Genomic DNA, 23,617 nt, shown 5'->3' with positions numbered 1-23,617 from the left:
CGCGCACTTGCGTACGATCTAGCAGGCCGTTCCGTACGCTTCCTGTTAAGCCATAATTCTTGCTGTTCCTCTCCCTGACCAGCAATCAATTAGCCGATGAATAATCTATGCCGGCTCATGGCTTCGACACCGCCATCTCCGGGATTTTATGAAATTGCGCGTTTCAGCCGAGAGGCGGGCACGTTGCCGATCCGTCCGTGCTTCTTGAACTATGTGCATTAACCTTTCTCATAGCTTTATGCTGCCTGCAATGGAAATACCTTCGCATGAACCTTTTGCTTTTGTCGATTTTGCTTTGATGTATTTCTAACCAAGCTTCTCAACAAATTTTTCACCAGGAAAGCCTCTAATCCAGTTGCCTTTACTGCCAAAGTCTCGCCGGACAATTGCCCTTGCCTTCGTGGCCCTGTCTATTTGCTTGGCTGGAGGGTGGGCTGCGTCCAATCTCATGGACGACAGCAGTGCAACGCAGACCGAGAACGCAACGCAGGTGGAACGGGCCGTTCCTGTCGTGGTGGAGCAGGCAAGGGAAGCAACCAGCGACGTGACGTTGAACATTTTGGGTTCGGCTTTGGCGTCCAAATCCGTGGTGGTTTTTCCTGCAGCAGCCGGGGAGGTGGAGAAAGTTCTGTTCCAGGCAGGAGACCGCGTCAAGACGGGACAGCTGCTGGTTCAACTGGTCGATCGTAGAGAAGTGCTGGCGGAAAAGCAGGCGGCAGTCCAACTAGAAGCGGCAGGAAGGTTGCTCAAGCGCTATCAGCGTACCGAGGGCACGGGCGCCGTATCAGCTACAGTAATCGACGATGCCCGGATCGCTTATCGCCAGGCAGAACTGGCGCTGGCCCAAGCAAAGGAGCAACTACGGGACCGGACCGTGAGGGCAGCGTTCGATGGCGTAGTGGGAATTGCCTTGATAGACCCGGGCGACCGGGTGGCGCTAGACACGCCGCTGACGACTCTGGACCTGCGTTCACCGCTGATGGTGGAATTTCCAGTGCCTGAACAATTCCTTACCCGGCTCAAGGTTGGACAGCCCGTTTCAATGCAAAATATTTCTTTAGCGGAACGTGTGTTCACCGGGAAAATCCAGTATATCGACAGCAGGGTGGACGAATTGCTGCGCACCGTAAAAGTACATGCTGCGGTGCCCAACACCGACGACTTGCTGCGGCCAGGCATGTCGCTGGATTTAAAGCTGACGCTGCAGGGCGAGCCGGCACTCATCGTGCCGGAACTGGCAGTGCAGTGGAGCCGCGAGGGCAGCCATGTATGGGCTGTTCGGAACGGAACCAGCGTGAAGGTCCCGGCGCGCGTCGTCCAGCGACGCGAAGGCAGGGTGCTGGTAACCGGTCAGTTGCGCCCAGGAGAACCCGTAGTGGTAGAAGGGGTGCAACGGCTGCGCCCTGGCCGCGCAGTGAAGATACTGCAGGCCGCGCCCCAGACGAATCCTCAACTTCAGCCAGCTAAGGCGAGCGGTACATGAGCCGGGACCAGGTATCCGGCCTCCCGGCGCTGAGCGTGCGCCGCCCCTGGCTGGTCATCGTTCTTAACCTGCTGATCGTCATTGCAGGAATGGCGGCCATCGCTGGCGTCGAGGTGCGCGAGCTGCCAAATGTGGATCGACCGATTGTCACCGTGCGCGCGGTTTTCCAGGGCGCCTCGCCAGATACTCTGGACACCGAGGTCACGCGGATCATCGAGGCAGCGGCTGCGCGGGTGACAGGCGTGAGGACGGTACGCTCGGCAAGCGAGGAAAACAACCTGCGGGTGAATGTCGAATTCCGTCCCGATATCGACTTGAATGACGCAGCCAACGACGTGCGCGAGGCAGTGAGCCGGATCGAGCGTGAATTGCCGGCCGGCGTCGAGGAGCTGACTGTCGTCAAGGCGGATGATGACGCGGAGCCGATCATGCGGCTGGCAGTCTCCAGCAATGCGCTGGAGAACGACCAGCTCACGCGGCTGATCGAGGACCAAATCCAGCCAGAATTGACGGCGGTGGATGGTGTGGCGGACGTGACCCTGTTCGGCGAGCGTGAGCGGGTGATGCGGGTACGTGTCGATCCTGCCCGCCTGGCCAGTTATGGCTTGGCAGTGGACGACGTGGCCGCCGTTCTGGAGTCGGCGCGGGCAGACGTGCCGGCCGGCAGCTTCGAGTCGGTGGACCAGGAAGTCCAGGTGCGCGCCAATGCCTCGGTCGAAACGCCCGAGCAGGCGGCCGCCTTGCGCGTGCGGGAAGACGTGCGCCTGGGTGATGTGGCCGAGATTTTTTTCTCGCAGGCCGATCCTACTGCATATGTCCGGCTGGACGGACGCAACGTCATAAGCCTCGGCATTCTGCGTAAGGCGCAATCCAATACAGTCGCCATCTCGGAACAGGTACACGCAGTAGTGGCGCGCCTGAACCGGGACATCCGAGACGTGCAGATCCAGGTGACCGTTGACGACGCGGTTTTCATCCGGGGCGCAATCCGCGAGGTGCTGTTGAGCCTGTTCATTGCGGTGGTCATCGTGGTGGCGGTGGTCTGGATTTTCATGGGGCAATGGCGGCTGACTCTGATTCCGCTGGTGGCCATTCCAGTGTCCCTGGTAGGCACGGTGGCGGCTATCTGGCTGATGGGATTCTCACTGAACCTGCTGACGCTGCTGGCCCTGGTAGTTGCCAGCGGGCTGGTGGTGGACGACGCGATCGTCGTCCTGGAAAACATCCAGCGCCGCAGCGGCGAGGGCCTGGGCAACCTAGCGGCGGCGGTACTCGGAACCCGCGAAGTCTTTTTCGCGGTACTCGCCACGACGGCCACGCTGGTTTCTGTCTTTCTGCCGATCTCCTTCTTGCCTTCTGAGGCAGGGCGCCTCTTCGTGGAATTCGGCTACGTGATGGCGATTTCGGTGGCGATCTCCTCTTTCGTGGCCTTGTCGATGGTGCCGGCCTTTGCGGCACGCCTGGCTTCAGACCGTCCGCCGGGCCGCATGCAGGCGCGCCTGACGCAAGCGGGGCGGCGCATTGCCGATCAATACGGACGCATTCTTAAGCGCCTTCTCGCACGGCCTTGGGCCGTTATCGGTGCCTGCCTGCTGCTTGTCGGCGTGGCGGGACTGATATATCCACTAATCGGCGAGGAGCTCGTGCCAGATGAGGACCGCGGCGTGGTGCGGATTGTCCTGAATGGCCCGGACGGCGTGGGGCTGCCTTACATGGACCGGCAGGTGGAGCAAGCCGAGCAGGCGGTGGAGCAGCTCGCGAAAAGCAATGCGGTAGAAAGCATGCTGTCCATTACCGGCGGACGCGACCCGAACTACGGCGTGGTGATTGCCCGGTTGCGGGACTGGAGCGAGCGGGACGTGAGCCAGGCCGAGGCGGCGGCTCAGCTGCGCAGGCCGCTTGAGGGGATTCCCGGGGCGCAGATCCGCATTGCAAGCGGTAACAGCCTGGGCATCAGGGGGGCGGACGGTGGCATCAGTTTTGCGCTGACCGGGGTGAGTCACGAAGTCATCGCCAAGGCAGCCGACGCGTTCAGCCGCAAGATCGAAACTTCGCTTCCGGCCATTCGCGACATCCGAGTGGAGTACCAGGCCACTCAGCCGCAGGTCACTCTGGAGCTGGACCGTCGGCGCGCCGCAGACCTGGGTATTTCCGTGGATTCCATGCGTGCCGTGCTCAGTGCGCTGGTGGATAACGACGAGATCACCGAACTGTCGATTCAGGACCGCGCCGTGCCTGTCTTGCTTGAATCGGCCGCCGGCGCGGTACGCAGTCCCCAAGATTTGCTGATGCTGAATGTGCGCGCGGCGGACGGACGGTTGGTGCCGCTGTCGCAGTTCGTGCGCTTTTCCGAACAGGGGGTGGCCACCGAACTGGACCGGCACGGACTGCGACGGGCAGTGGAGATCACGGCCGACCTGGACGACAGTTATCCCCTGCGCTCCGCGGTGGACGATCTGCGCGCCCTCGCCGCGCAGGAGCTGCCCTCGGGCATCAACCTCCTGTTCTTGGGCGAGGCCGCCACGCTGGAGGAAACGTCGCGCGGCATCTGGATCACTTTTGCCGTCGCGTTGTTGGTCGTATTCTTGGTGCTGGTGGCCCAGTTCGAAGGCTGGGCCAGCGCAACGGTGGTGATGATCACTGTCCCGTTTGCCCTGTGTGCCGCAGTGTTCGCGATGATTCTGTCGGGCGTTACCCTGAACATCTATAGCCAGATCGGCCTGCTGCTGCTGGTCGGCGTGATGGCCAAGAACGGCATCCTGATGGTCGAATTTGCCGACCAGCTGCGCGACCAGGGACGTTCGGTTCCAGAGGCCTCTTATGAAGCCGCCACGGTTCGCCTGCGGCCTATCAGCATGACCATTGCCTCCACCGTCCTTGGCGCGTTGCCGCTGGTAATCGGAAGCGGCCCCGGCTCTGAATCCCGCGCAGCCATCGGTTGGGTCATCTTCGGCGGGCTGGGGCTGGCAGTGGCATTCACCCTGTTCCTGACGCCGGCTGTCTATACCGTGGTCGCCCGGTTCTCGCGCCCTCGCGCGCACCAGTCCGAACGCCTGGAGAAGGAGCTGTCGTCGATCGGCGGCACGAAGGCCTCCGTCGGCAGCGAAACCGAATCATGAAACAATGCTTATTGCTTGTATCGCTGCTGCTTTCCGGCTGCGCCGCAGTCGGGCTGAACTACGAGCGCCCTGACGTAGGCCTGCGTGAAACGGATGTGTTTGCTTCCGCACCGAATGTGGCCATGCCAGGCGAACAGGATCTGCGCTGGTGGCTGCGCTTTAACGACCCGCTGCTGACTCGCTCGGTCGAAGCGGCGCTGGCTGGCAATCTCGACATTGCCCTTGCCCTGGAAAGAGCGGAGCAGGCCCGCTCGGTACTGCGTGCGGCACAGGCGCGACGTGTCCCGGCACTGGCGCTGGGTTCAAGCCTGGGGGGCGAATACCGCCGGGGTTCAAACCGCAGTGATGCCGGCCGGGATGAAAACGGTCTGTCCTCCAGCGCGGGATTGACGGTCGACTGGAATGCAGACCTGTGGGGCGGCCTGCGGCAAGCAGAGCGGTCCGCCGCCGCTTTGCTGATGCGTTCGCAGGATCTGGCTCAGGCAGCCCGACTGGCAACGGCAGGACTGGCGGCGCGGGGATACATCACGTGGCTGCAGTCACGGCATGAACTGGCACTTTTTCAAAAGGCGCTGCAGGTGCGGCAGGAAACGGTGCGCCTCGCGCAAGTCCGGGTGGACGCAGGCCTGGCGCCGTTGCTGGACCTGACGCGCGCCCAAGCCGATCTGAACGCGGTCAAGGCGGAGCTGGATGGTGTTGCCGGCAGCTTGCGGGAAGCGGCGCTGGCGCTGCAGGTATTGTCCGGCGTTGCGCCGGTGGCCGGCGCGCCGGGTTCAGCGGAAGTTCGGGGAGCACTTCCACCCCTTCCTGCGCTTGAGAATCCCTTGTCCGCTCCGCGTCCGGTCGACTTACTTCGCTTGCGTCCGGACGTGCGGGCCGCTGAGCACGCCCTGGTGAGCCGTTTCGCGGAGATCGGCGTGGCGCAAGCAGCCTTGTATCCGCAGCTGACCTTGCCAGGCGAACTGCTGTGGACTGCAAGCGGGTTGGGAACCGGATCGATCGTTCGCGCGCTCACCGCTGGTTTGACCGCTTTACTGCAGGCGTCTGTGTACGACGGCGGGCTGCGGGCGGCCGAGGTGGATGCCGCGCGTTCTCTCGCGCGGGAAGCCGCGCTGTTATACCGGCGCACAGTGCTTGAAGCGCTGGAGCAGGTGGAAACCGCCCTTATTGGCGACCAGGTTCTGCAATCGCAACGCGCCGCGCGGCAGGCAGCGGTCCGTACCTCCCAGATTGCCTTAGACCAGGCAAACGTCCTGTACCGCGAAGGCCTGACCGGATTTCTCGATATCCTCGAAGCGCAGCGAACCTTGCTTGCCAACCAGCTGGCGCTGGTGCGAACCGAGGCCGATGCCGTACGCGCGTCCGTCGCCCTGTTCGAGGCGACCGGCTTGATTACCTCACCTGCTGCGAGCGAAACGAAGCGGCTTGCAGCAGACGGCTGAAGCAGGGCCGCACCTGTTTGAACAGGTCCTGGCAGTATTTGCGCTTGGCATTTCGCACTTCATCAGCCATATGGTGGGCCAGCGACCATGTGAATGAAAATATGGCGGTGACGACTGGAAGCGTTTCTGCCAGGCGAACAATCTGCAGCCAAGCATGCGCCGACAAGGAAATTGCTGGGACAACGCCGTGGCGGAATCCTTCTTTAGCAGCCTGAAGAAGGGGAGGATCCGTAAGCGTATGTACAAAACACGTGATTTGGCGCGCGCCGACATCTTCGATTACATCGAAGTCTTTTACAATCGTGGCATGGTTTCGACGAACGGAAATAAAGTTTTGTAAGCAGTCCTAAGCCGGATGGCGTGCGGGTACTTGCTCGGAACAATTGGGGTCGGGCCGGAATGCACAATAAGGCGAGATGGGCGCCATGTGGCAGAGCCACACAAACGAAAAACGACCCCACCGGCACGGATCGAGGCGGCCACGCCTCCATTACGTTTAGAGCTAGGTGGCATAAGTGGCACATTGATTGTCCGCAGTTCCAAATTCGATACGCGGACTCGATCAGCTCTGAAGGTGCCGGGCAATCGTGGTGCCCTCCTGGCTGGATTATTAAGTGTTGGCTCCGCTGATGTACGCCGGCCCGGCGTCCGATGCGCATAGTCGTGAAAATTCTTGTCCGGAATGGAACCAACTTGCGGCTGCCTGCCACTCAGCACGATTTATTGACAGCGCTTCCATATCATTGCCAGACACCGAATTGCGTCGCTCCGGCGGTACCGAAATGCATCCTTCGTCCATTCGCTGGTCGATCATCTTATTACGGTCGGGTGAGGAGGAATGGACAGCATCATGCGGTCAACGCGGGCAAGGCAGACGCCGCATTGACCGCATTACTGCCTCAAGGCGCATCCAGCCACTTGCTTCCCAGCTGCAGGGAAATTCCGATCAGTTCCTCGATCGACGGAGCATAGCCCTGCTGTATCCACTGCAAGGCGATCAGGCTGATGCCGCCGACCACGCCCAGCGCGAACAGGTCATGCACTTTTTCGCCGTCGGAAGAGAAAATGTCTCCGACCATCCGCGCAACGCCGCGCAGGGTATCGGTATAGGCATCGGTCGCCGCCGCGCTCACGCCGCGAATCTCCACCAGGATTAGCCGCGCCGCGGGCGGATTGCGCTTGAGCGCGGTGAAGTAGGCATGCAGCATCGCATGCGCGCGCCGGGCGCGGTCCTCCCCGGCGGCCTGAGCAGCCTGTGCCGCCTGGGTCATTTCCGCGACCAGTCCCCTGATCGCCTCGTTGTAAGCCGCCAGCAGCAAGTCCTCGCTGTTGCCGAAGGATTCATAGAAGTAGCGTTCCGTCAGGCCGGCCTCCGCGCACACGGACTTCACCGGCGACTGCCGGTAACCTTGCCCGCCGTACACTTCGATCGCGGCCGCGATCAGGCGCTGCCGCCGTTCGGCGCTGCGCTCTTCCTGCGACAAGCCGCGATAGGAACGTGATGAAGGTGTCTTGGAAGTCATTCCGCCATTTTGACACGAGCAATTGTCAAATCAAAACTGACAATGTACAGTGTCAGAATTAAACCGGAGGCCGACAGCATGCCGCAACCCCTTTCCACGTCCGAAGACGACCGCCTCGACCGCCTCGACCTCCCCGATATCCTCGACGTCCTGATCATCGGCGCGGGCCTGTCCGGAATCGGCGCCGCCTGCCAACTGCGCAAGCAGTGTCCCGGCAAGCGCTTTGCCATCCTGGAAGCGCGCGATGCGATCGGCGGAACATGGGACCTGTTCCGCTATCCCGGCATCCGTTCCGATTCCGACATGTACACGCTGGGCTATCGCTTCCGGCCCTGGACCAACCCCAAGGCAATTGCCGACGGTCCATCAATCCGCGAATACATCCGCGACACGGCGCAAGAGGGCGGCATCACCAGGCACATCCGCTTCCGGCAAAAGGCGATCAGCGCGGCATGGTCGAGCAGCGACGCCTGCTGGACCGTCACCACCGAACATGCCGAATCCGGCGAACGCGGCGCCGTACGTGCGCGCTTCCTGTACAGCTGCAGCGGCTATTACAGCTACGACGAGGCCTACCGGCCGGCATTCGAGGGCGAAGCGGATTTCCGGGGCGCGCTCGTGGTGCCGCAGTTCTGGCCGGAGCAATTGGATTACGCCGGCAAGCGCGTGGTCGTGATCGGCAGCGGGGCCACGGCGGTGACCGTGGTGCCATCGATGGCGGAGACGGCAGCGCACGTGACCATGCTTCAGCGCTCTCCCTCCTATGTCGTCACGCGGCCCGCCGAGGACAGAATCGCGCAAGCCTTGCGCCGCATCCTGCCGGAGGGCGCCGCCTATGCGGCGACGCGCTGGAAGAATGTGCTCGTCGGCATGTTCTTTTTCAAGCTGGCGCGCAGCCGGCCGGAGCCTGTCAAGCAGCACATCGTGAAGATGGCGGCAAGGCAGCTCAACGGCGGATATGACGTCGCCACGCATTTCACGCCGGATTACAAGCCCTGGGACCAGCGCGTCTGCGCGGTGCCGGACGGCGACCTGTTCCGCGCCATTCGCAAAGGCCGCGCCTCGGTCGTCACCGACACCATCGAGCGCTTCACCGCCGGCGGCATCCGGCTCGCCTCGGGCAAGGAACTGCCGGCCGATATCGTGGTGATCGCAACCGGCCTCAAGCTCAACGTCATGGGCGGCATGACGCTCACCGTCGATGGCCGGGCCTGCCATCCCAACGAAGCGATGGCCTACAAGGGCATGATGCTCAGCGATGTGCCCAACCTCGCCATGGCGTTCGGCTATACGAATGCCTCCTGGACCCTGAAGGCCGACCTGACCGCCGAGTACGTGTGCCGCCTGCTGCGCTACATGGACCGCCACCGCCATGCGATCGCGGTGCCCAGGCGCGAGCCCGGTGTCGAGCGCATGCCGTTCCTGAACTTCACCTCCGGCTATGTGCAGCGCGCGCAACATCTGCTTCCCCAGCAGGGCACGCGCGCTCCATGGCAGGTGTATCAGAATTACCTGCAGGACCTGGTGACCATCCGCTACGGCCGCATCGCCGACGGCGTCATGCGCTTCGGCGGGAAGGGAACGCTGCCATGAAATTCAAGCTCAGGGACCGAGTGGCCGTCGTCACCGGCGCCGGCGGCGGCATCGGCCGCGCGGTCGCCGTTTCCCTTGCGCGGCGCGGCTGTCATCTTGCGCTGGCCGACATCAGCGAAGCCGGGCTGGAACAGACCGCCGGCATGGCAAGAGCGCTGGGCGCGCGGGTCAGCTGCCACCGGCTGGACGTGGCGGACGCGACGATGGTGCGGGCATTGCCGCAGCAGGTGAATGCCAGCCATGGCCGCATCGACCTGCTGGTCAACAATGCCGGCGTGGCGCTGGGCGGAAGCTTTGAACAGGTCAGCGAGGCCGACTTCGACTGGCTGATGGATATCAATTTTCATGGCGTGGTCAGGATGACGCGCGCCTTCCTGCCCTATCTGCACGCCGGCGACGATTCGCGCCTCGTGAATGTCTCCAGTCTCTACGGGCTGATTTCGCCGGCGGGCCAGGCCGCCTATTCCGCCAGCAAGTTCGCGGTGCGCGGCTTTTCCAATGCCCTGCGCCATGAACTGGAAGGCTCGAACGTGGGAGTGACGGTGGTGCATCCCGGCGGCGTCGCGACCTCCATCGCCAGGAGCGCCCGGGCGCCCGCCGGCGTGCCCGAAGAGGAGGTGTTGCGCCGCAGGGCGCTCAGCGAAAAGCTGCTGCGCATGCCGGCGGACAAGGCGGGCGAGATCATCGTGCGCGGCATCGAGAACCGCAAGGCCAGGATCCTGGTCGGCATGGATGCGAAGATCGTATCCGTCGTCGAGCGCTTTGCCCCGGTGCGATACTGGTCACTGCTCAAGAAGGGAGTACAACAATGATGGCAATACGGCTCGCCGTGATGGCGGCAATCGTTCTTCTCGGACTCGGCGCAATGCTGGCGCTGTTCGCCTGGTGGACCGCGCGCAGGATAAAAGCGGCGCTGCCGCCGCAGGGACGCTTCATCATTGCCGGCGACGTGCGCTTCCACGTGCACGAGGAAGGCGAGGGGCCGCCTCTGCTGCTGATCCACGGCCTGGCCGGGCAGATGCGCCACTATACCTACGGTGTCAGCAAACGCCTATCGCGCGAGTTCCGGGTGGTGAGCATAGACCGTCCCGGGTCCGGTTATTCGGAACGTCCTTCATCGATGTCCGCCGACCTGTCGGCGCAGGCGGCGGCGATTGCAAGCCTGATCGATGCGATGCAGCTAGGGCCGGTCTGCGTGGCCGGCCATTCGCTGGGTGGCGCCATTGCCCTGACCCTGGCGGTCGAGCATCCACGCTGCGTTTCCGCGCTGGCGCTGATTGCGCCGCTGACTCACCTGCCGTCCGGGCCCCACGGCAACGACGGCAAGGACGGCAACGGCGGCGGCGAAGTGCCCGCGGCATTCCGTGCGCTGACCATATCGTCGTCCTGGCTTCGCACGCTGTTCGCCTGGACCTTGGCCGTTCCCGCGTCGATTGCCGGGAGCCGCACCGTGCTCGACCAGGTCTTCGGACCGGAGCCGGTTCCGCGCGATTTCGGCACCCGCGGCGGCGGACTCATGTCCCTGTTCCCGCATCAATTCATCGCCGCTTCGCGCGACATTCAGGCGGTGCCGGCGCGGCTCCCGGCGATTGCCGCGCGCTATGGCGAATTGCGGATTCCGGTCCGCGTCCTGTTCGGGCGCGAAGATCGCATCCTGGACTGGAAAGTGAACGGGGAGGCGCTGGCCGGCAAGGTGGCCGGCGCGCAGCTTGAACTGGTCGAGGGCGGGCACATGCTGCCGGTGACCAAGGCCGAGCTGACGGCCGCATTCATCCGGGAAAGCGCGCTGCAGGCGAGCGAGCAGGCCGCGCGGTAATGCTGCCGCCACAGTGCTTCCCATGCCGTCCATTGGCGGCCGCCACGCGGTCAGATTTCAGGGAGGCTTTGGGCAAGCGGCGCCGGGATGGTGCGCATGTTGTCGGGCACTTCGCCGCACCATACGCCCAGCGCGGTGTAGTTGTCCGAACCCCGGTGCACGCGCGGCGTGATCAGTTCCTCCAGGTAGCCGAGCCACTCTTCCGATGAAGCGGCGCGGCCGAGGCCCTGCTCGAAGGCAATGTCTTCCAGCATGCCCCACACGCCGTCGCTGCACAGCAGGAACGCATCGCCGTCATTGAGCGCGCACGGCGTGCCGAGCACGCTCGGCTGGAAGGCGTCGACCGAGCCGATGGATGCGACCAGCACATTGCGCTCGGCATGGGTCAGCGCATCTTCCTCGGTCAGCAGGCCACCGTCGATCATGGTCTGCACCAGGCTGTGGTCGCGCGTGCGCGCGGCGATTGCGCCGTTGCGGAAGTAATAGAGCCGGCTGTCGCCGACATGACCCCATACCGCCGTCTGCTGCAGCGGATCGAACACCAGCACCACCAGCGTGGACCGCATGTCCGACACGGCGGGGTCCCTTTCCTGTTCCCGCAGGACCGCTTCGTTGGCCTGGTGCAGCAGGGTGCCGAGTGCGATGGACGAGACTTCCGGCGCTCGCCCGAATTCCTCCAGCACGGTCTGAATGCAGATGCGGGAAGCGACATCGCCGCCGCGGTGGCCACCCGCGCCGTCGGCGAGCGCGCAGCAGATCAGGCCATCCTTCTCGATGTAGGCGCACGCATCCTCGTTGCGTTCGCGTCCGCCGACGCGTGAGAACGCGGAAACTCGACATTCCATGGAATTCACCTTTCGCCCGTTGTGCCGGTGTTGCCGGGGTTGTCTGCGTTGCCTGCATGGCCGTGGATGCCCGCATTCGAGGCGGCGGGCCGGTGCCTTAGTTCCGCGATCCGCTCTTCGTAGGCACGCACGAAGGCTTCGCTGAACAAGCCTTCGAAATCATCCTGGGCCTCGCCGCACACCGCTTCATAGAGCGCCTCGAACTGCTCCCAGAGTTTCGCCTTGCGGTTCATCGGCAGCACGCCGCCCAGCAGCGACTTCGGCGCAAGGCGCGCTTCCAGCCGCCGGGGTTCGAAGCGCAGCAGGACGCCCTCCAGCGCCGCGCGCATGCCGCTGAGCATGCCCATCTGGTGCGCCAGCAGATCGCTCATCGCATCCTCGACCGCGAGTTCCGGCGCCATGAAGCCGCGCGGCGATTCAGGCGCCAGCAGGAAGGCGAGGGCGGTGCAGGCATCCGGCGAAAACTTGAGCGGATTGTTGCCTTGCACCGCGATGACCGTAACCGCCGCATGCATTTCCGATTTGAGCATGGTGCGCGTCGCCAGCAGGTCGATCACACCCTGGGACAGCAGCCGCAACAGGCTGCCGAGGCGTTCCATGGTGTGCTCATCGAGCTCGAAGTGCTTGCCGCTGACCGGATCCTGCGGCGCTTCCTGCAGCCCGGCTCCGGCCAGCAGCGCCGCAAGCAGGGAGGAAGCCGATGCCGCACCGGGCCCGGGAGGCCGTTTGGATTCGAGGACGGGCGTCGCTGGCGATGGAGGCTTCGCCCTCCCGCCGGCGAACGGACTGAAACCGGTGCCGCGCGGCTCGAACGTGCCGTGAAGGGGCGGCGCCTGCATCGCACATTGCGGCGCTTCACGGTGCCGGCCGGGATTGATGGCGGTGCTGCCGACGCCGTCCGAGCTTTCCCAGGAGCGGAACGCGATGTTGCCCCCGGCATTGAGATTTTCAACCGGGTCAACTGACGCGGCTGGCGAGCCCGTGCCCGGGCTTGAATGCCGGTGCGCCGCCTGGCCGTTGTCTGCGGGCGCGAGGTCGAGATTGCGTGCGGTTGAGGCGAGTTCAGCATCGGCACAGGGCTGGCCGTTGGTGCCGCTGGTGCCGTTGTCGCCCCGGGTGCCGCCGGTGCACCGGGCCGCGCGCGGCGGTGGCGATTCCACGCGCAGCACATAGTCGCCGATATGCAGTTCATCGCCATCGGCCAGCGGCACGGTCTGGCCCATGCCGACCGCCTCGCCATTGCGCAGGGTCGAATTGCCGCTGCCGCGATCGGTGAGCAGGAACGCCGTGCCGGACCAGCTTACTTCCGCCTGGATGCGGGAAATATGGCGGTCGGCGTCGGGCAGCGCCAGCGTACACTGGCTGCTGCGGCCAATGGTGCCGCCCGCCTCGGAGAATTCCGCCTCCGCGGCGACGTCCGGCGTACGTCCCTTGCAGCGCATGATCCGAATCAGCACCAAGTCCTCCTATCCGCACGGTAAGCGCGTCCGGCACGATTCGCCCGCCGTGGTCAGGCGCGAAGAGGGCCGCCGGGCGGTTTCACGATGGCATGCGGTCTTGCCGGAGTCGACGCCTGTGCGGCTCGGCGCACCTGTTCGAGCCTGTCCGACTTCGAGCATCTCAATAATTGCTTCCTTAAGCCATACGACTGAAGTACAACAACGGCCTCGCTCGTCGATGCCGGATTGACCATGCGCAAGATGACGGCATGGCCTTGAGGGCTTAATAGCATTCGAAGCCGAGCCCCCTCCGGGCAAGCGGCATGAGCCGTCCAATGACTGGCATCAATTAGAATACCGGGAAAGCAAGCGCTCCTATCCATTTCGCCATGTCCAAACCGCAGCAAGACTTCCGCTCCGCGCTCAACGAAACAGTGCATTTCACATGGCAAGACCGGTGTGCGTCTTCCGCGCCGGGCAGGTCTGCAGCATGGCACCGGCGGTAAACGCGATTACCGGCTACCACATCATCCTCAATGCCCGTTCCGGCAACAGGGATGTCGACGGCAAGTGCGCGGTGATTCGCGACGTGCTCGGCTCGGCCGGCAGCCGCTACCGGCTGCATATCGTCAAGGATGCGCGCAAGCTGCGAGAGACTGCCATCCGCGTGGTGAACGAAGCCAGGCAGGACGGCGGCGCGGTGGTGATCGCCGGCGGCGACGGCAGCATCAACACCGTCGCGCAGGCGGTGCTCGGCAGCGGTTGCGTGTTCGGTGTCTTGCCGCAAGGCACATTCAATTACTTCGGCCGCACCCATGGCATTCCGGAAGACCTGGCCGAGGCGGCCCGGGCGCTGCTGCGCGCCGAGGTGCGCCCGGTGCAGGTCGGCCTGCTCAACAACCGGATCTTCCTCGTCAACGCCAGCCTCGGCCTGTATCCGAAACTGCTGGAAGACCGGGAGTTCTACAAGCGGCAGCTCGGACGCAGCCGCCTGGTGGCGCTGTGGTCGGCGCTGGTGACGCTGTGGCGCAGCCATCGCATCCTGCGGGTACGCATGGACGGAGAAGACGGGGGACGCGACCTTGTCACGCAGACAGTTTTTGTCGGCAACAATGCGCTGCAGCTGGAACAGGTCGGCATACCGCTCGCGTCCCAGCTCGACAATGGACGGCTCGCGGTTGTCACCCTCAAGCCGGTCGGACCGATGGCCATGCTCGGCCTGATGCTGCGCGGCGCCTTCGGCAAGCTCGACGCCGCCGACAGCGTGGTCAGCTTCGCGGCACGGGAACTGACCGTGAAACCGAAGTTCGTACTTTCGGCATGGACCAAAGTGGCGACCGACGGCGAAATCTTCTGGCTGCGCGCGCCGCTGCGTTTCAAGGTCGCCTCCGAACCGCTGCTGCTGCTGAAGCCGCCCGCATGACCGAGACCAATAACCGATGGCAGAAAAATTCCGCAAATTCCTGCATTACCTGGGCCGTGTGCCCCGCCGCCGCTGGTTGGACACGCTGCTCCTGTTCGTCGGCGTGCTGGCGCCGCTCTATCTGTTCGGCGAGCTGGCGGAGGAAGTGCTGGAAAAGGAAGCTTTCGCGATCGACCGCCCCATCCTGATGTTCATGCAGGAAAACGCAACGCCGCTGCTCGACCGCGTGATGGTGCTGGTGTCGGAGATGGGATCGATCCGCGTGCTCGGCCCCTGCGCGGTCCTGATTGCCGTCGTCTTCATCATCCGCCAGCAGTGGGCGCGCCTCGTGTACTGGGTCCTGGGCTTCGGCGGCGCGATTCTTCTCAACATGGGCGCGAAACAGATCTTCAGCCGCACCCGGCCGGACCTGTGGATCTCGATCGCCCCGGAGACTTCGTACAGCTTTCCAAGCGGCCACTCGATGCAATCGATGGCCTTCGTCGCGGCGCTCGCCATGCTTGCCTGGCATCGGCCGGCGCTGCGGCCGCTGGTCGCGGCCGGCGCGGTGTTCGTGGCCATGGTCGGCCTGTCGCGGGTCTATCTCGGCGTGCATTTCCCGACAGACGTGGTGGCCGGCTGGACGGCGGCGCTGGCGTGGTGCGTCGGACTCGCGTTCGTGTTGCGCAGACGCCTGTCGGCGGAAAGAACGGCGGGCGGACCGCGTTGATCGCGCGGTCCGCCTGGCCCTCCGAAGCAACTACCGGCCGCTTGTCTTACTGGCCGCCTGAATTTCCCGTGCCTCCCGCACTCGCGGCATCGCGGCCGCCGCTGGCTCCGCCGCCGGTCAATGCGGTACCGGAGCCGGACGTCGTGCCTGTCCCGGTCCGCGTATCGTCCGCGCTCGCGGCAGCGCCCAGGCCGGTGCCGCCGGCCGCATCGGCGCCCGCTGCGGGGCTGATCCGGTCGCCCGAAAGCGAACCTCCCGGCGCACCCGGGACGCCGGCGGCATCCGCGGTTTCGCGCGCGCTGGCGCCGCCGGGACCGCCATGCTTGCTGCCAGCGAGTGAAGCTCCCGCCGCCGCGTCAGTGCCGCCGCCGGCGCCGACCACGGCGGCGTTGCCGCCATGGTGCACCTGGTCCGCGGGCGAACCGCTGTGCTCATCCTGCCTTGCCGCCCGGGCCGAGCCGGTTTCCGTGACCGGTACCGGGTTATCGGGCGGCAGGCGGCTATCCGACCGCGCGCCTGCTTCGCCTTGCAATGCATCGGGGACATTGTTTCCTGATTTGCCCGCCATGGGTTGTGATGGTTGATTGGGGATCATGGATCTCTCGCTCCGAATGTGGGAAATGGTCCAGTTCGATTCGAACATACCTCCAAAGTTGCCGGCGCCGGCAGACCGCGAAAAACTCCGGCAAACTGAACTTCCCGATGCCGGTTTGCATCTTGTCGAGGTCGGGCGTGCATTTCGATACCGCTGCCGACACCCGCAAGGGTGTGCACGGCGGCGTACACAGAGATGTGCACAAGGGCGTACGCGAAGGCCTGCGCGAAGGCGACTGTCTTCCATGCGTTGAACATCGGGACTCATCACTTCAGAAGGAGCAGTGCAGCCGTGCAACAGCAAGCCGAACTCGCCATGCCGGCGCAGGAAACCGATGTCCCCATTCGCTACGCGCATATCGATGTGCTGCGCGGTATTGCCGTGTTCGGCATTCTCGTCGTCAATATATGGTCATTCGTATGGGGTTTCGGCAGCCTGCGTTATGGCGTGCTGCCCGACCAGGCCACATTCGTGGACAAGGCCGCGATATTCGGCATCGCCTTTCTTGCGGAACAGAAGTTCTATCCGATTTTTGCCTTCCTGTTCGGCGCCGGTCTTGCGTTGCAGGGAGGCCCTCTCGAAAGCGGGATTGGCGAACGTGCGCTCGCGCAGCGCAGGTACCGCCGCCGGCTGGCCGGATTGCTCGGTCTCGGGATCATTCACGGCACCCTGGTGTGGGGCGGCGATATCCTGACGATTTACGGCAGCATCGGCTTTCTGATCGTCGGCCTCGCCGGCGCGCAGCGCAAGGCCATCGGCATCCAATTGTGGAACTGGACCGTGGTCTGGCTGACGCTGATTGCCTGCAACATCGCCATGGCTCTCACCGCCTATGCGGACAGCGATCCTTACACGCTGGGTGCACGGCTGATCGGCGAGGCGCGCTCGGCGCACCTGGCCTATGCCCATGGCTCGCCGGTCCGGCAATTCCTGCAGCGGCTGTTCGACTACGCCGCCGTAACCATGAACTCGCTATTCATGGTGCCGCATGTGCTGGTGCTTTTCCTGCTCGGTCTCTACTCCGTGCGCGCCGGCTGGCTGACCGAGCCGCAGCGCCATGCCGGCCTGTGGCGCAGGGTGCGCCTGACCGGCTATGCGTTCGGCATCCCCTTCAATCTGCTGTGGGCCTGGGTCGTGCTGAGGGAAACATCCAATCCCTTCGACGCAAATGTTTTCGGCCTGACGGTGTATTCGCTGCTTCCGCTGGGCGGCTCGCTTCTCGCGGCGGCCTATGTGGCAACCGTCATGCTGGCGGCGGGCCGCCGTTCAACAGCGCAGGCGAGTCGCCTCGCGCCAGTGGGGCGCATGGCGCTGACCAACTACCTGGCGCAGTCGGCGTTCGGCGTGCTGCTGCTCCAAGCCGTCGGGCTGGGCTGGGGCAGGCATGTCGCCGAAGCGCCGGCTTTGCTGCTGCCGTTGCTGGCGCTCATCATGGTGTGCCAGACGGCGTTCAGCCGATGGTGGCTGTCGAAGCATGCGCAGGGACCGCTGGAACGGTTGATGGCGCGGTATGTGCGGCGCTCGGGCTAGCGTCGCGCCACGCATCCTAATTGCCGGATTTCGTATGTTCCCGCGCCCAGTCGGCCAGCGCTTTCGCCGGGCCGGCAAGCGATTGCCCGCGTGCCGTCAATGCATAGGTCACCTTGATCGCCTTGCCGGCATCCACGGTTCTCAGCACCAGGCCTTCGCGTTCCAGCGTGCGCAGGGAAACCGTCAGCATGCGCTGCGAGATGCCGTCGATGGCGCGCTTGAGCTCCGTGAAACGCATCGGCCCGTCGTCCAGGTTGCGAATGACGAAAATGCACCAGGGTGTGCATACCTCGCCGAGAATGTCGCGGTCGGTCATGCCCGTGTCGTCCGCTGCGACTCCGCTCTGCAAATCAGCTGTATTCATGCTGCACATAATCGATTCCATTCAAGATTCATCGGATGGCGAATCCAGACCGGCCGTCACTTGCGACGCCTGCATACTCCACATACATCAGTGACAAGGCGGCAACGCGGGTTCCCCGACCTGCAATGCCTTCTATTGAATAATCCTCAGGATCTCCGCCCGCATGTTCGCAAAGCACGGTTGCAGGTCGTCCGCGGTGCGGGCATGGCAATAGACGCCCTTCGGCTGGCCGGCGCCTGCGGTGCGGCAGCGCTGCGGGGCGTCCGCCGTATTGGCCATGCATTTCAGGAGATTCTCTCCGGTGTCGTCGGGCGCCAGTTCAGGCCCGCTGAGCTGCTGCAGCAGCGGCCCGAGTCCGAGCGTAAAGACATGAATGCCTTCGGCGCGTGCGCGCGCCGCAAGCGCTTCCACCATGTTCCTGGCCGCATGGTTGATGTTGACGAACGCGCGCTCCGGCGTGCTCGTATCGTTTTCCACCAGCCGCGGGCCGCCGCCGACGATGCGGAACTCGCGGTCATCGATACCGTGCGCGTTGTACCAGTCGGGCAGGGCGTTCGCGGTGAGAATCGACGCCAGGTTACGGTTCTGCGCGCAGCCGCCGCCGACCAGTTCCTGGGCCTTGGCCTGGTTCCAGAGCCCGCGCGGCGCTTCGCGCATGGCGATATCGTCGGTGGTGCTGATCACGCCCGACACGTTGCAGTTCGCCGACGGCTGAAACTTGAAGAACGAGGCCAGCGAATTGGGCGTGCCATCGGAAAACAGCACGATCACGCGCAGGCTGGAGCGATGAGGCGAGGTCACGCGGTTGAGCTGATCGCGCGCATGCCACATTCCTTCAATGGAATTGGTCGCACCTTGGAACGGCAGGCTTTCGATTTGTTGCACGATGCGGCGCTTGTCGAAGCCGCGCAGCGCGCCGGTGCGTATCGGCTCGTCGACCTCGGCGCCGTTGGAAAAATGGATCAGCGACATCCTGTCGGTGGTGCTGCTGAAACCGTTCATGAAGGTCGCAGCATGTCGGCGGACTTCCGCCGCCACCGGCAGGATCGAGCTTGATGTATCCATCACGAAAGCCATGTCAACGTCGCGCCGGATGGTCTCGGCGCTTGCATCGATATCGAGTGCATTGAATCCGAAGACACGCATGAAGCTCACCGCAACCGTGGCGCGCGCGGATACCTTCACGGCGATCCGGCCCGGCGCCTGGGAATTGAAGTCCACCTGTATGCCGGCGATCTCCGCGCTGGAACCGAGGTAGCCCGCCGGATAGTTGGCCGCAAAGAACCTGCGCGCCGCGGTTTCCGCGTGCTGGCGCTGTTCCGGTTCGCTGTCGCCCTGCACAACGGCACGGGCGCCGGCCACCGCCGCGGCATCGACCGCGGCATTCAGCTTGGCCTTGACCAGATAGCCCAGTCCGGAATCGACCGCCAGGCCGAGGGCGCCAACCAGGACGACCAGGGAAAGCGCCACGATGATGAAAATTTGTCCGCCTTGTTTTTTTGCTGTGAACTTGATCATGCTGTTTTCCGGGCAAGGGCTTTAAAAAATCGTCGATGCATAAAGGTCGGGATTCAATTCGGGAAACGCGACACCGCCAAGACCCAGATCGAGGCTGCCGAACAGCAGCGGAAAGCGATAAAACACTTCGACCAGGTGCGCCACGTCGCCGTCGTCCAGCTGGCCCGACATGAGGTGCGTCTCAGGTGCGCCCGGCAAGGCGGGAAACCCGGCGCAGCTTCCATCGGCATCCCAATACGTGCCGGCGCTGCCGCATGTCCAGACGCCGTTCGCCGGCAGATAAGACCCGCCGTTCCAGCGATGCTGTGCGATCACGACATTGCGGACCACGCCGTTCTGCCGGGAAGCGAGAATCCTGGTGACCCGGATCATGCCGTGGGCCCGCATGTCCAGCGGCTGCGCCGTGGACGCCAGCACATCCATGATTTCCCCCGCCGGCATCGATGTGCGCGAGGCCAGGTTGGCGCCTTCGCGCGAGAGGCTCGTCAGGATCATGTTGGCCTGGATCATGCGGGCGATATCGGCTATCGGAAGCAGGAGCACGAGCAGCAGCGGCAGGCAGAACAGGAACTCGACGGCGGCACCGCCGCGGCGGCGAATGAAATGACGTGGATCGCGTTGCATCAGAATTCCTCGTTGCGCATGGTGGCGGCGACGGAAAACCGGTATGTCCCGTCCTGGAAGAAAGGCTGCACCATGGGAGTCATCAGCGGCCAGCTGCCGTCCAGTCGCAGGACGAAAACCTGGCCGGGCGTACCGAACATGCCGGTGTGGTACTGGCCATTGTCGCCATGGCTTACGCCGTTGATGCGCGGTGAAACCCGGTCGAACAGGCCCATCGAGTTCTCCCTGATCTTCTCAATCACCGCGAGATGACGCTGCGCGCTGCCTTGCGGCGCATGATCGCTGCGCCCGGTGACGGCATAGCGGGCGCCTTCGCGTACCGCATGCTGCATGGTCAGGTTGACCCAGAACATCACGCACAAGTCGATCACGGCGAACAGCAGGAAAAACACCAGCGGCGCGACAATGGCGAACTCGACCGCCGAGGCGCCGCGCTGGCTATGCTTGGTTCTTGTCCGGCAGGCTGCTTGCATGCTTGTCTCTCCCCGGTTGGTCAATCAGCGGGCGGAGGCGAGTTGCGTCCCCGTGGTGCGCACATCCGCCTGAGCCGACCTCTTGCCCAGGACGAGGCGCACAGTGGATGCATCGGCGGCATCGCGAGTGCGGGTATTGTTCACGACGGCCGGCGGCACCGCGAACATGCGGCTCAATTCCAGGGCCTCCTTGCGATAGCCGTCGCGGTACAGGATGACGGTCCGCTGCTGCCTGTACGGCGCGAGATCCGTCATGCGGCTGACATTGACGCCGTTTCTGCGAAGACCGTCGGCGATCCTGCCGGCCATCGTCTCATCGCGCGTGCCGTTGGCGATCACGACGGCGATCCCGCCTTGCGGCTCGGCCTTTGCCAATTCGATCCTTGCGGGCACGGCCGCCATGCCGTCTTTTTTCTCTTCCTCGGTACCGGTCTGCGCCGCTTTCACCGCTTCTTCTACCGCTTGCACCGTTTGTACCGCTTGCACCGTTTGTACCGCTTGTGCCTCCTGTGTAATCTCGGCAGCCTGCAACGGCTGCACATCACCGGCTTGCATCGCTTCCGCCGCAGCCCCGGCCGTCGCCGCCGGACGTGCCTGTCCTTCCTTCACCATTGCGCCGAGACGCTCGTAAGCGAGCGTCAGGTTGCCGAACGCTCGCGCATTCGTCGGATCGATAATGATTGCCTGCGCAAGCTCCGGCATCGCGGCCGCATAGTTTTCCTCGAGCATGTACGCGTATCCCAGGTTGCTGTGGACATGGGAAAGTCCTGGCCGCTGCTGCAGGATGGTCTTGAATTCCGACATGGCAGCAATCATGTCTTTCTGCGCGAAATAGATCGTCGCCAGGGCATTGCGGGCTTCGATATGACCCTCGTCCTTTTGCAGCGCGGCACGGTAGGCGCCTGCGGCTTCCTCCAGCCGGTTTGCCTGCTGGTGATGGCGCCCGAGCCGGTACAGCGACTCCACGCTGTCATCCGAATGACGCACCGCCATGAGCGGCTCGACCCGGAATTTGCGCGGGTCGCTGAGTTCATCGAGCTCGCTGAGGGTGATCTCGGCGGCATGCGAGGCCGGCGCTGCCGCGCAGAAGGCGGAAAGAGCCGAAAGGGCGCAAACGAGCGCAACGGAGAGTTTGGTGGCTTTCATGGCGGTCATCCTTGATGTGGGCATGTGGTAACGGAATTTACTGTGCGGCGAGCGAAGGCATCAGCACGCGGGTGATCTGCAGGAAGGAAGGACCCACCATGATCAGGATCAGCGCCGGAAAGATGCAGAAGATCAGCGGCATCAGGAGCTTCAGCGCAATCTTGGCGGCGCGTTCCTCGGCCTGCTGGCGCCGCCTGGTGCGCAGATGGTCGGCATGCACCCGCAGCGAGTCGCCGATGCTGGTGCCGAACTGCTCGGCCTGTATCAGCATGGTGACAAGCGAATCCACTTCGTTCACGCCGGAACGCACCGACAGGTTGCGCAATGCCAGCTCCTTGCTGCTGCCTGCGCGCAGCTCCAGCGTCACCAGTTGCAGTTCGCTGCTCAGGACCGGCGAAGCCTCTGCCATTTCGGCAGCGATGCGGCCGATGGCCATGTCCGTGTTCAGGCCGGCTTCCACGCAGACGGTCATCAGGTCGAGAGCATTCGGCAGGTTCTCGAAGATCTCGCGCCGGCGACGTGCGATCAGCGCCTTCAGGACGAGATTCGGAACGAGATAGCCGACTGCCGCCGCCGCGCACAGCGCGGCCAGAAGCGTTCCCGTCTTGAGGCCGGCGCCGGCAACGGCAAGCGATGCCCATGCCAGTGCCGGCAACGCAACGGCAAGCAGTACTTTCAGCGCGAAATAGATCGTCGGCGCGTGCTCGCCGCGATAGCCGGCCTGCACGAAGCGGGCGCGCAGCGCGGAGATCTTTTCCTGCCGCACCGGAGCGGACAGGCGCGCCAGCGGACCCGAGATGCGAGCGATACGGGCAACCCACTCGGACGCGCCGGGCGCGTTCTCCGGGTCGGCCGCAGCGGCCATGGCGCGCACGCGTCTGCGCAGCCTGCCGTCCGAGATCAACCGGCTCATCATGAGGCAGCCCGCGAACACCGCCAGGAATACGACGGCAAGAATCAATGTGGATGGGTTAAGCATGTTGGTTTCCTTGCTGAGCTGTGGCTTTAAACGCGAATGCGGATCACCGAGCGCATCCAGAGCACTCCGATCCCCATCAGCGCCGCGACGATGACGAGCATCTTGAGCCCGGCGGCGTCCTGCCACAGCGGTTCCAGGAATGTCGGGTTCACCAGGTACAGCACCGCGCCCAGCGCGAACGGCAGCAAGCCGAGAATCCATGCGGACAGCCGGCCTTCGGCGGAATACACCTTGACCTGGCCCGCGAGCTTGAGCCGCTCGCGGACGATTCGGGCAATAACGTCGAGCAGCTGCGTCAGGTTGCCGCCCACCTCGCGCTGGATCAGCGTGGCCACGACGAAGTAGCCGACATCGCTTCCGGGAATGCGGCTGGAGAGACCCTTGAGCGCTTCCTGCATGGTGATGCCGTAGGTGACCTCGTCATGCACGATGCGGAATTGTCCTGCCAGCGGTTCCGGCATTTCATCTGCCACGATCTTGATGGCGGTCGGCAGTGCATGGCCGGCACGAAGAGCGCGGCTCATCAGTTCCAGCGCCTCCGGCAGCTGCTGCTCGATCGTGGCCAGGCGGCTGGCCCGGCGGCGCAGCACCAGCAGCAGGGGAACCGTGCCGGCAAGCAGGCCGGCGGGAATGCTTGCGGCCGGCGAAGCGCCCTTCAGGCCCAGCACCGCGACTACGCCGATGAACACGGCGCCGCAGAGCAGGAAGAAGCGCGCCACCGTCAACGGCGATCCGGCCTGTTCCAGCAGGCTGGCCATGCCGTCGGCGGCCTTGAAGGTGCCGAGGAAGCGTTCCACCCGTGCATGATTGCTCAGGCGCCGGCGCTTTTGCAGCGTGACTTCGGCAGGTGCCTGCGCACGGTCGTCGCGCAGGCGCCGGGCAAGGCGGCGGGCGCCCTGGCTGCAGACGGCATTCCACCAGAGGTAGATGCCCTCGATCAGCAGCGCGACCGATATGAAGACGGCAATCGCCGCGGAGATGTGCAGGATATCCATG

General features: G+C 64.2%; 20 protein-coding genes and 1 pseudogene. 10 read left to right on the top strand and 11 right to left on the bottom strand.

From position 1 onward, the window contains the following. Positions 1-448 precede the first annotated feature (448 nt). The 4 genes and pseudogenes from RY831_RS01405 to RY831_RS01390 all read left to right on the top strand — a co-directional run. A complete protein-coding gene (locus tag RY831_RS01405; RefSeq protein WP_326504542.1) occupies positions 449-1,483 on the top strand; it encodes an efflux RND transporter periplasmic adaptor subunit in 1,035 nt (344 codons plus the stop codon). Beyond that, a complete protein-coding gene (locus RY831_RS01400; protein WP_326504541.1) occupies positions 1,480-4,602 on the top strand; it encodes an efflux RND transporter permease subunit in 3,123 nt (1,040 codons plus the stop codon). Before RY831_RS01405 ends, RY831_RS01400 begins: the two co-directional genes overlap by 4 nt. Then, on the top strand, positions 4,599-6,044 hold the full coding sequence (locus RY831_RS01395; protein WP_326504540.1) for an efflux transporter outer membrane subunit: 1,446 nt from the start codon (positions 4,599-4,601) through the stop codon (positions 6,042-6,044). The genes RY831_RS01400 and RY831_RS01395 overlap by 4 nt, the downstream gene beginning before the upstream one ends. Before the next feature lie 97 nt (positions 6,045-6,141). Then, a pseudogene (locus tag RY831_RS01390) lies at positions 6,142-6,384 on the top strand (IS3 family transposase); the annotation flags it as partial. 559 nt (positions 6,385-6,943) lie between these two features. Here RY831_RS01390 and RY831_RS01385 read toward each other — a convergent pair. Next, positions 6,944-7,567: a TetR/AcrR family transcriptional regulator gene (locus tag RY831_RS01385; RefSeq protein WP_326504539.1), complete on the bottom strand. Its 624-nt coding sequence runs from the start codon at positions 7,565-7,567 to the stop codon at positions 6,944-6,946. 78 nt (positions 7,568-7,645) lie between these two features. On the opposite strand from RY831_RS01385, the gene RY831_RS01380 reads away from it, so the two are divergent. Genes RY831_RS01380 through RY831_RS01370 form a run of 3 tightly spaced genes read left to right on the top strand, consistent with a single transcriptional unit; the run spans position 7,646 to position 10,976 of the window. Further along, positions 7,646-9,160, top strand: coding sequence for a flavin-containing monooxygenase (locus RY831_RS01380; RefSeq protein ID WP_326504538.1), 1,515 nt, complete (start codon positions 7,646-7,648; stop codon positions 9,158-9,160). Next, positions 9,157-9,972, top strand: coding sequence for an SDR family NAD(P)-dependent oxidoreductase (locus RY831_RS01375; RefSeq protein WP_326504537.1), 816 nt, complete (start codon positions 9,157-9,159; stop codon positions 9,970-9,972). The genes RY831_RS01380 and RY831_RS01375 overlap by 4 nt, the downstream gene beginning before the upstream one ends. Continuing rightward, positions 9,969-10,976, top strand: coding sequence for an alpha/beta fold hydrolase (locus tag RY831_RS01370; protein ID WP_326504536.1), 1,008 nt, complete (start codon positions 9,969-9,971; stop codon positions 10,974-10,976). The genes RY831_RS01375 and RY831_RS01370 overlap by 4 nt, the downstream gene beginning before the upstream one ends. A gap of 50 nt (positions 10,977-11,026) precedes the next feature. Here RY831_RS01370 and RY831_RS01365 read toward each other — a convergent pair whose 3' ends face one another. Both RY831_RS01365 and tagH read right to left on the bottom strand, forming a co-directional pair. Beyond that, entirely contained in the window at positions 11,027-11,821 is a 795-nt protein-coding gene (locus RY831_RS01365) for a PP2C family protein-serine/threonine phosphatase (RefSeq protein ID WP_326504535.1), read from the bottom strand. Positions 11,822-11,826: 5 nt separating this feature from the next. Next, complete coding sequence (tagH, locus tag RY831_RS01360; RefSeq protein ID WP_326504534.1) at positions 11,827-13,278, bottom strand: type VI secretion system-associated FHA domain protein TagH; 1,452 nt, start codon at positions 13,276-13,278, stop codon at positions 11,827-11,829. A gap of 472 nt (positions 13,279-13,750) precedes the next feature. Between tagH and RY831_RS01355 the strand changes: the two genes are divergently transcribed. Both RY831_RS01355 and RY831_RS01350 read left to right on the top strand, forming a co-directional pair. Next, entirely contained in the window at positions 13,751-14,683 is a 933-nt protein-coding gene (locus RY831_RS01355; protein ID WP_437126201.1) for a diacylglycerol/lipid kinase family protein, read from the top strand. A 16-nt stretch (positions 14,684-14,699) separates the two neighbouring features. Further along, positions 14,700-15,392 carry a phosphatase PAP2 family protein gene (locus RY831_RS01350; protein WP_326504532.1) on the top strand — a complete coding sequence of 231 codons (693 nt, stop codon included), beginning with the start codon at positions 14,700-14,702 and terminating at the stop codon, positions 15,390-15,392. Between the two features lie 46 nt (positions 15,393-15,438). Here the strand turns inward: RY831_RS01350 and RY831_RS01345 are convergent, their stop codons facing one another. Continuing rightward, the gene (locus RY831_RS01345) at positions 15,439-15,987 is read right to left on the bottom strand and encodes a hypothetical protein (RefSeq protein ID WP_326504531.1); all 549 of its coding nucleotides are present in this window, start codon (positions 15,985-15,987) and stop codon (positions 15,439-15,441) included. Positions 15,988-16,278: 291 nt separating this feature from the next. Here RY831_RS01345 and RY831_RS01340 point away from each other — a divergent pair, with 291 nt between their 5' ends. Further along, positions 16,279-17,517 (top strand): DUF418 domain-containing protein, encoded by a 1,239-nt coding sequence (locus tag RY831_RS01340; protein ID WP_326504530.1) that lies wholly within the window; start codon positions 16,279-16,281, stop codon positions 17,515-17,517. 16 nt (positions 17,518-17,533) lie between these two features. On the opposite strand, the gene RY831_RS01335 is transcribed toward RY831_RS01340, so the two are convergent. The 7 genes from RY831_RS01335 to RY831_RS01305 form a co-directional block, all read right to left on the bottom strand. Further along, positions 17,534-17,881: a winged helix-turn-helix transcriptional regulator gene (locus tag RY831_RS01335; protein ID WP_326504529.1), complete on the bottom strand. Its 348-nt coding sequence runs from the start codon at positions 17,879-17,881 to the stop codon at positions 17,534-17,536. A gap of 132 nt (positions 17,882-18,013) precedes the next feature. After that, complete coding sequence (locus RY831_RS01330; protein WP_326504528.1) at positions 18,014-19,399, bottom strand: VWA domain-containing protein; 1,386 nt, start codon at positions 19,397-19,399, stop codon at positions 18,014-18,016. Between the two features lie 21 nt (positions 19,400-19,420). Then, positions 19,421-20,023: a TadE/TadG family type IV pilus assembly protein gene (locus RY831_RS01325; protein ID WP_326504527.1), complete on the bottom strand. Its 603-nt coding sequence runs from the start codon at positions 20,021-20,023 to the stop codon at positions 19,421-19,423. Continuing rightward, positions 20,023-20,496, bottom strand: a complete 474-nt coding sequence (locus tag RY831_RS01320; RefSeq protein ID WP_326504526.1) for a TadE/TadG family type IV pilus assembly protein — start codon at positions 20,494-20,496, stop codon at positions 20,023-20,025. The genes RY831_RS01325 and RY831_RS01320 overlap by 1 nt, the downstream gene beginning before the upstream one ends. 24 nt (positions 20,497-20,520) lie before the next feature. Next, the gene (locus tag RY831_RS01315) at positions 20,521-21,642 is read right to left on the bottom strand and encodes a LytR C-terminal domain-containing protein (protein ID WP_326504525.1); all 1,122 of its coding nucleotides are present in this window, start codon (positions 21,640-21,642) and stop codon (positions 20,521-20,523) included. A gap of 37 nt (positions 21,643-21,679) precedes the next feature. Further along, the gene (locus RY831_RS01310) at positions 21,680-22,621 is read right to left on the bottom strand and encodes a type II secretion system F family protein (protein WP_326504524.1); all 942 of its coding nucleotides are present in this window, start codon (positions 22,619-22,621) and stop codon (positions 21,680-21,682) included. 26 nt (positions 22,622-22,647) lie between these two features. Next, positions 22,648-23,616, bottom strand: a complete 969-nt coding sequence (locus RY831_RS01305) for a type II secretion system F family protein (RefSeq protein ID WP_326504523.1) — start codon at positions 23,614-23,616, stop codon at positions 22,648-22,650. Position 23,617: the final 1 nt, after the last annotated feature.

It is taken from the genome of Noviherbaspirillum album, from assembly GCF_035916955.1.
Classification (GTDB): domain Bacteria; phylum Pseudomonadota; class Gammaproteobacteria; order Burkholderiales; family Burkholderiaceae_D; genus Noviherbaspirillum; species Noviherbaspirillum album.
Note: the sequence above shows the minus strand (reverse complement) of the source record. Positions and strands in the feature narration are given on the sequence as shown.

Bases quoted from the DNA above. Each gene is read 5' to 3' on its own strand.
- RY831_RS01405 (WP_326504542.1), top strand. From the start codon at position 449: ATGGACGACAGCAGTGCAACGCAGACCGAGAACGCAACGCAGGTGGAA.
- RY831_RS01400 (WP_326504541.1), top strand. From the start codon at position 1,480: ATGAGCCGGGACCAGGTATCCGGCCTCCCGGCGCTGAGCGTGCGCCGC.
- RY831_RS01395 (WP_326504540.1), top strand. From the start codon at position 4,599: ATGAAACAATGCTTATTGCTTGTATCGCTGCTGCTTTCCGGCTGCGCC.
- RY831_RS01385 (WP_326504539.1), bottom strand. From the start codon at position 7,567: ATGACTTCCAAGACACCTTCATCACGTTCCTATCGCGGCTTGTCGCAG.
- RY831_RS01380 (WP_326504538.1), top strand. From the start codon at position 7,646: ATGCCGCAACCCCTTTCCACGTCCGAAGACGACCGCCTCGACCGCCTC.
- RY831_RS01375 (WP_326504537.1), top strand. From the start codon at position 9,157: ATGAAATTCAAGCTCAGGGACCGAGTGGCCGTCGTCACCGGCGCCGGC.
- RY831_RS01370 (WP_326504536.1), top strand. From the start codon at position 9,969: ATGATGGCAATACGGCTCGCCGTGATGGCGGCAATCGTTCTTCTCGGA.
- RY831_RS01365 (WP_326504535.1), bottom strand. From the start codon at position 11,821: ATGGAATGTCGAGTTTCCGCGTTCTCACGCGTCGGCGGACGCGAACGC.
- RY831_RS01355 (WP_437126201.1), top strand. From the start codon at position 13,751: ATGGCACCGGCGGTAAACGCGATTACCGGCTACCACATCATCCTCAAT.
- RY831_RS01350 (WP_326504532.1), top strand. From the start codon at position 14,700: ATGGCAGAAAAATTCCGCAAATTCCTGCATTACCTGGGCCGTGTGCCC.
- RY831_RS01345 (WP_326504531.1), bottom strand. From the start codon at position 15,987: ATGATCCCCAATCAACCATCACAACCCATGGCGGGCAAATCAGGAAAC.
- RY831_RS01335 (WP_326504529.1), bottom strand. From the start codon at position 17,881: ATGAATACAGCTGATTTGCAGAGCGGAGTCGCAGCGGACGACACGGGC.
- RY831_RS01330 (WP_326504528.1), bottom strand. From the start codon at position 19,399: ATGATCAAGTTCACAGCAAAAAAACAAGGCGGACAAATTTTCATCATC.
- RY831_RS01325 (WP_326504527.1), bottom strand. From the start codon at position 20,023: ATGCAACGCGATCCACGTCATTTCATTCGCCGCCGCGGCGGTGCCGCC.
- RY831_RS01320 (WP_326504526.1), bottom strand. From the start codon at position 20,496: ATGCAAGCAGCCTGCCGGACAAGAACCAAGCATAGCCAGCGCGGCGCC.
- RY831_RS01315 (WP_326504525.1), bottom strand. From the start codon at position 21,642: ATGAAAGCCACCAAACTCTCCGTTGCGCTCGTTTGCGCCCTTTCGGCT.
- RY831_RS01310 (WP_326504524.1), bottom strand. From the start codon at position 22,621: ATGCTTAACCCATCCACATTGATTCTTGCCGTCGTATTCCTGGCGGTG.
- RY831_RS01305 (WP_326504523.1), bottom strand. From the start codon at position 23,616: ATGGATATCCTGCACATCTCCGCGGCGATTGCCGTCTTCATATCGGTC.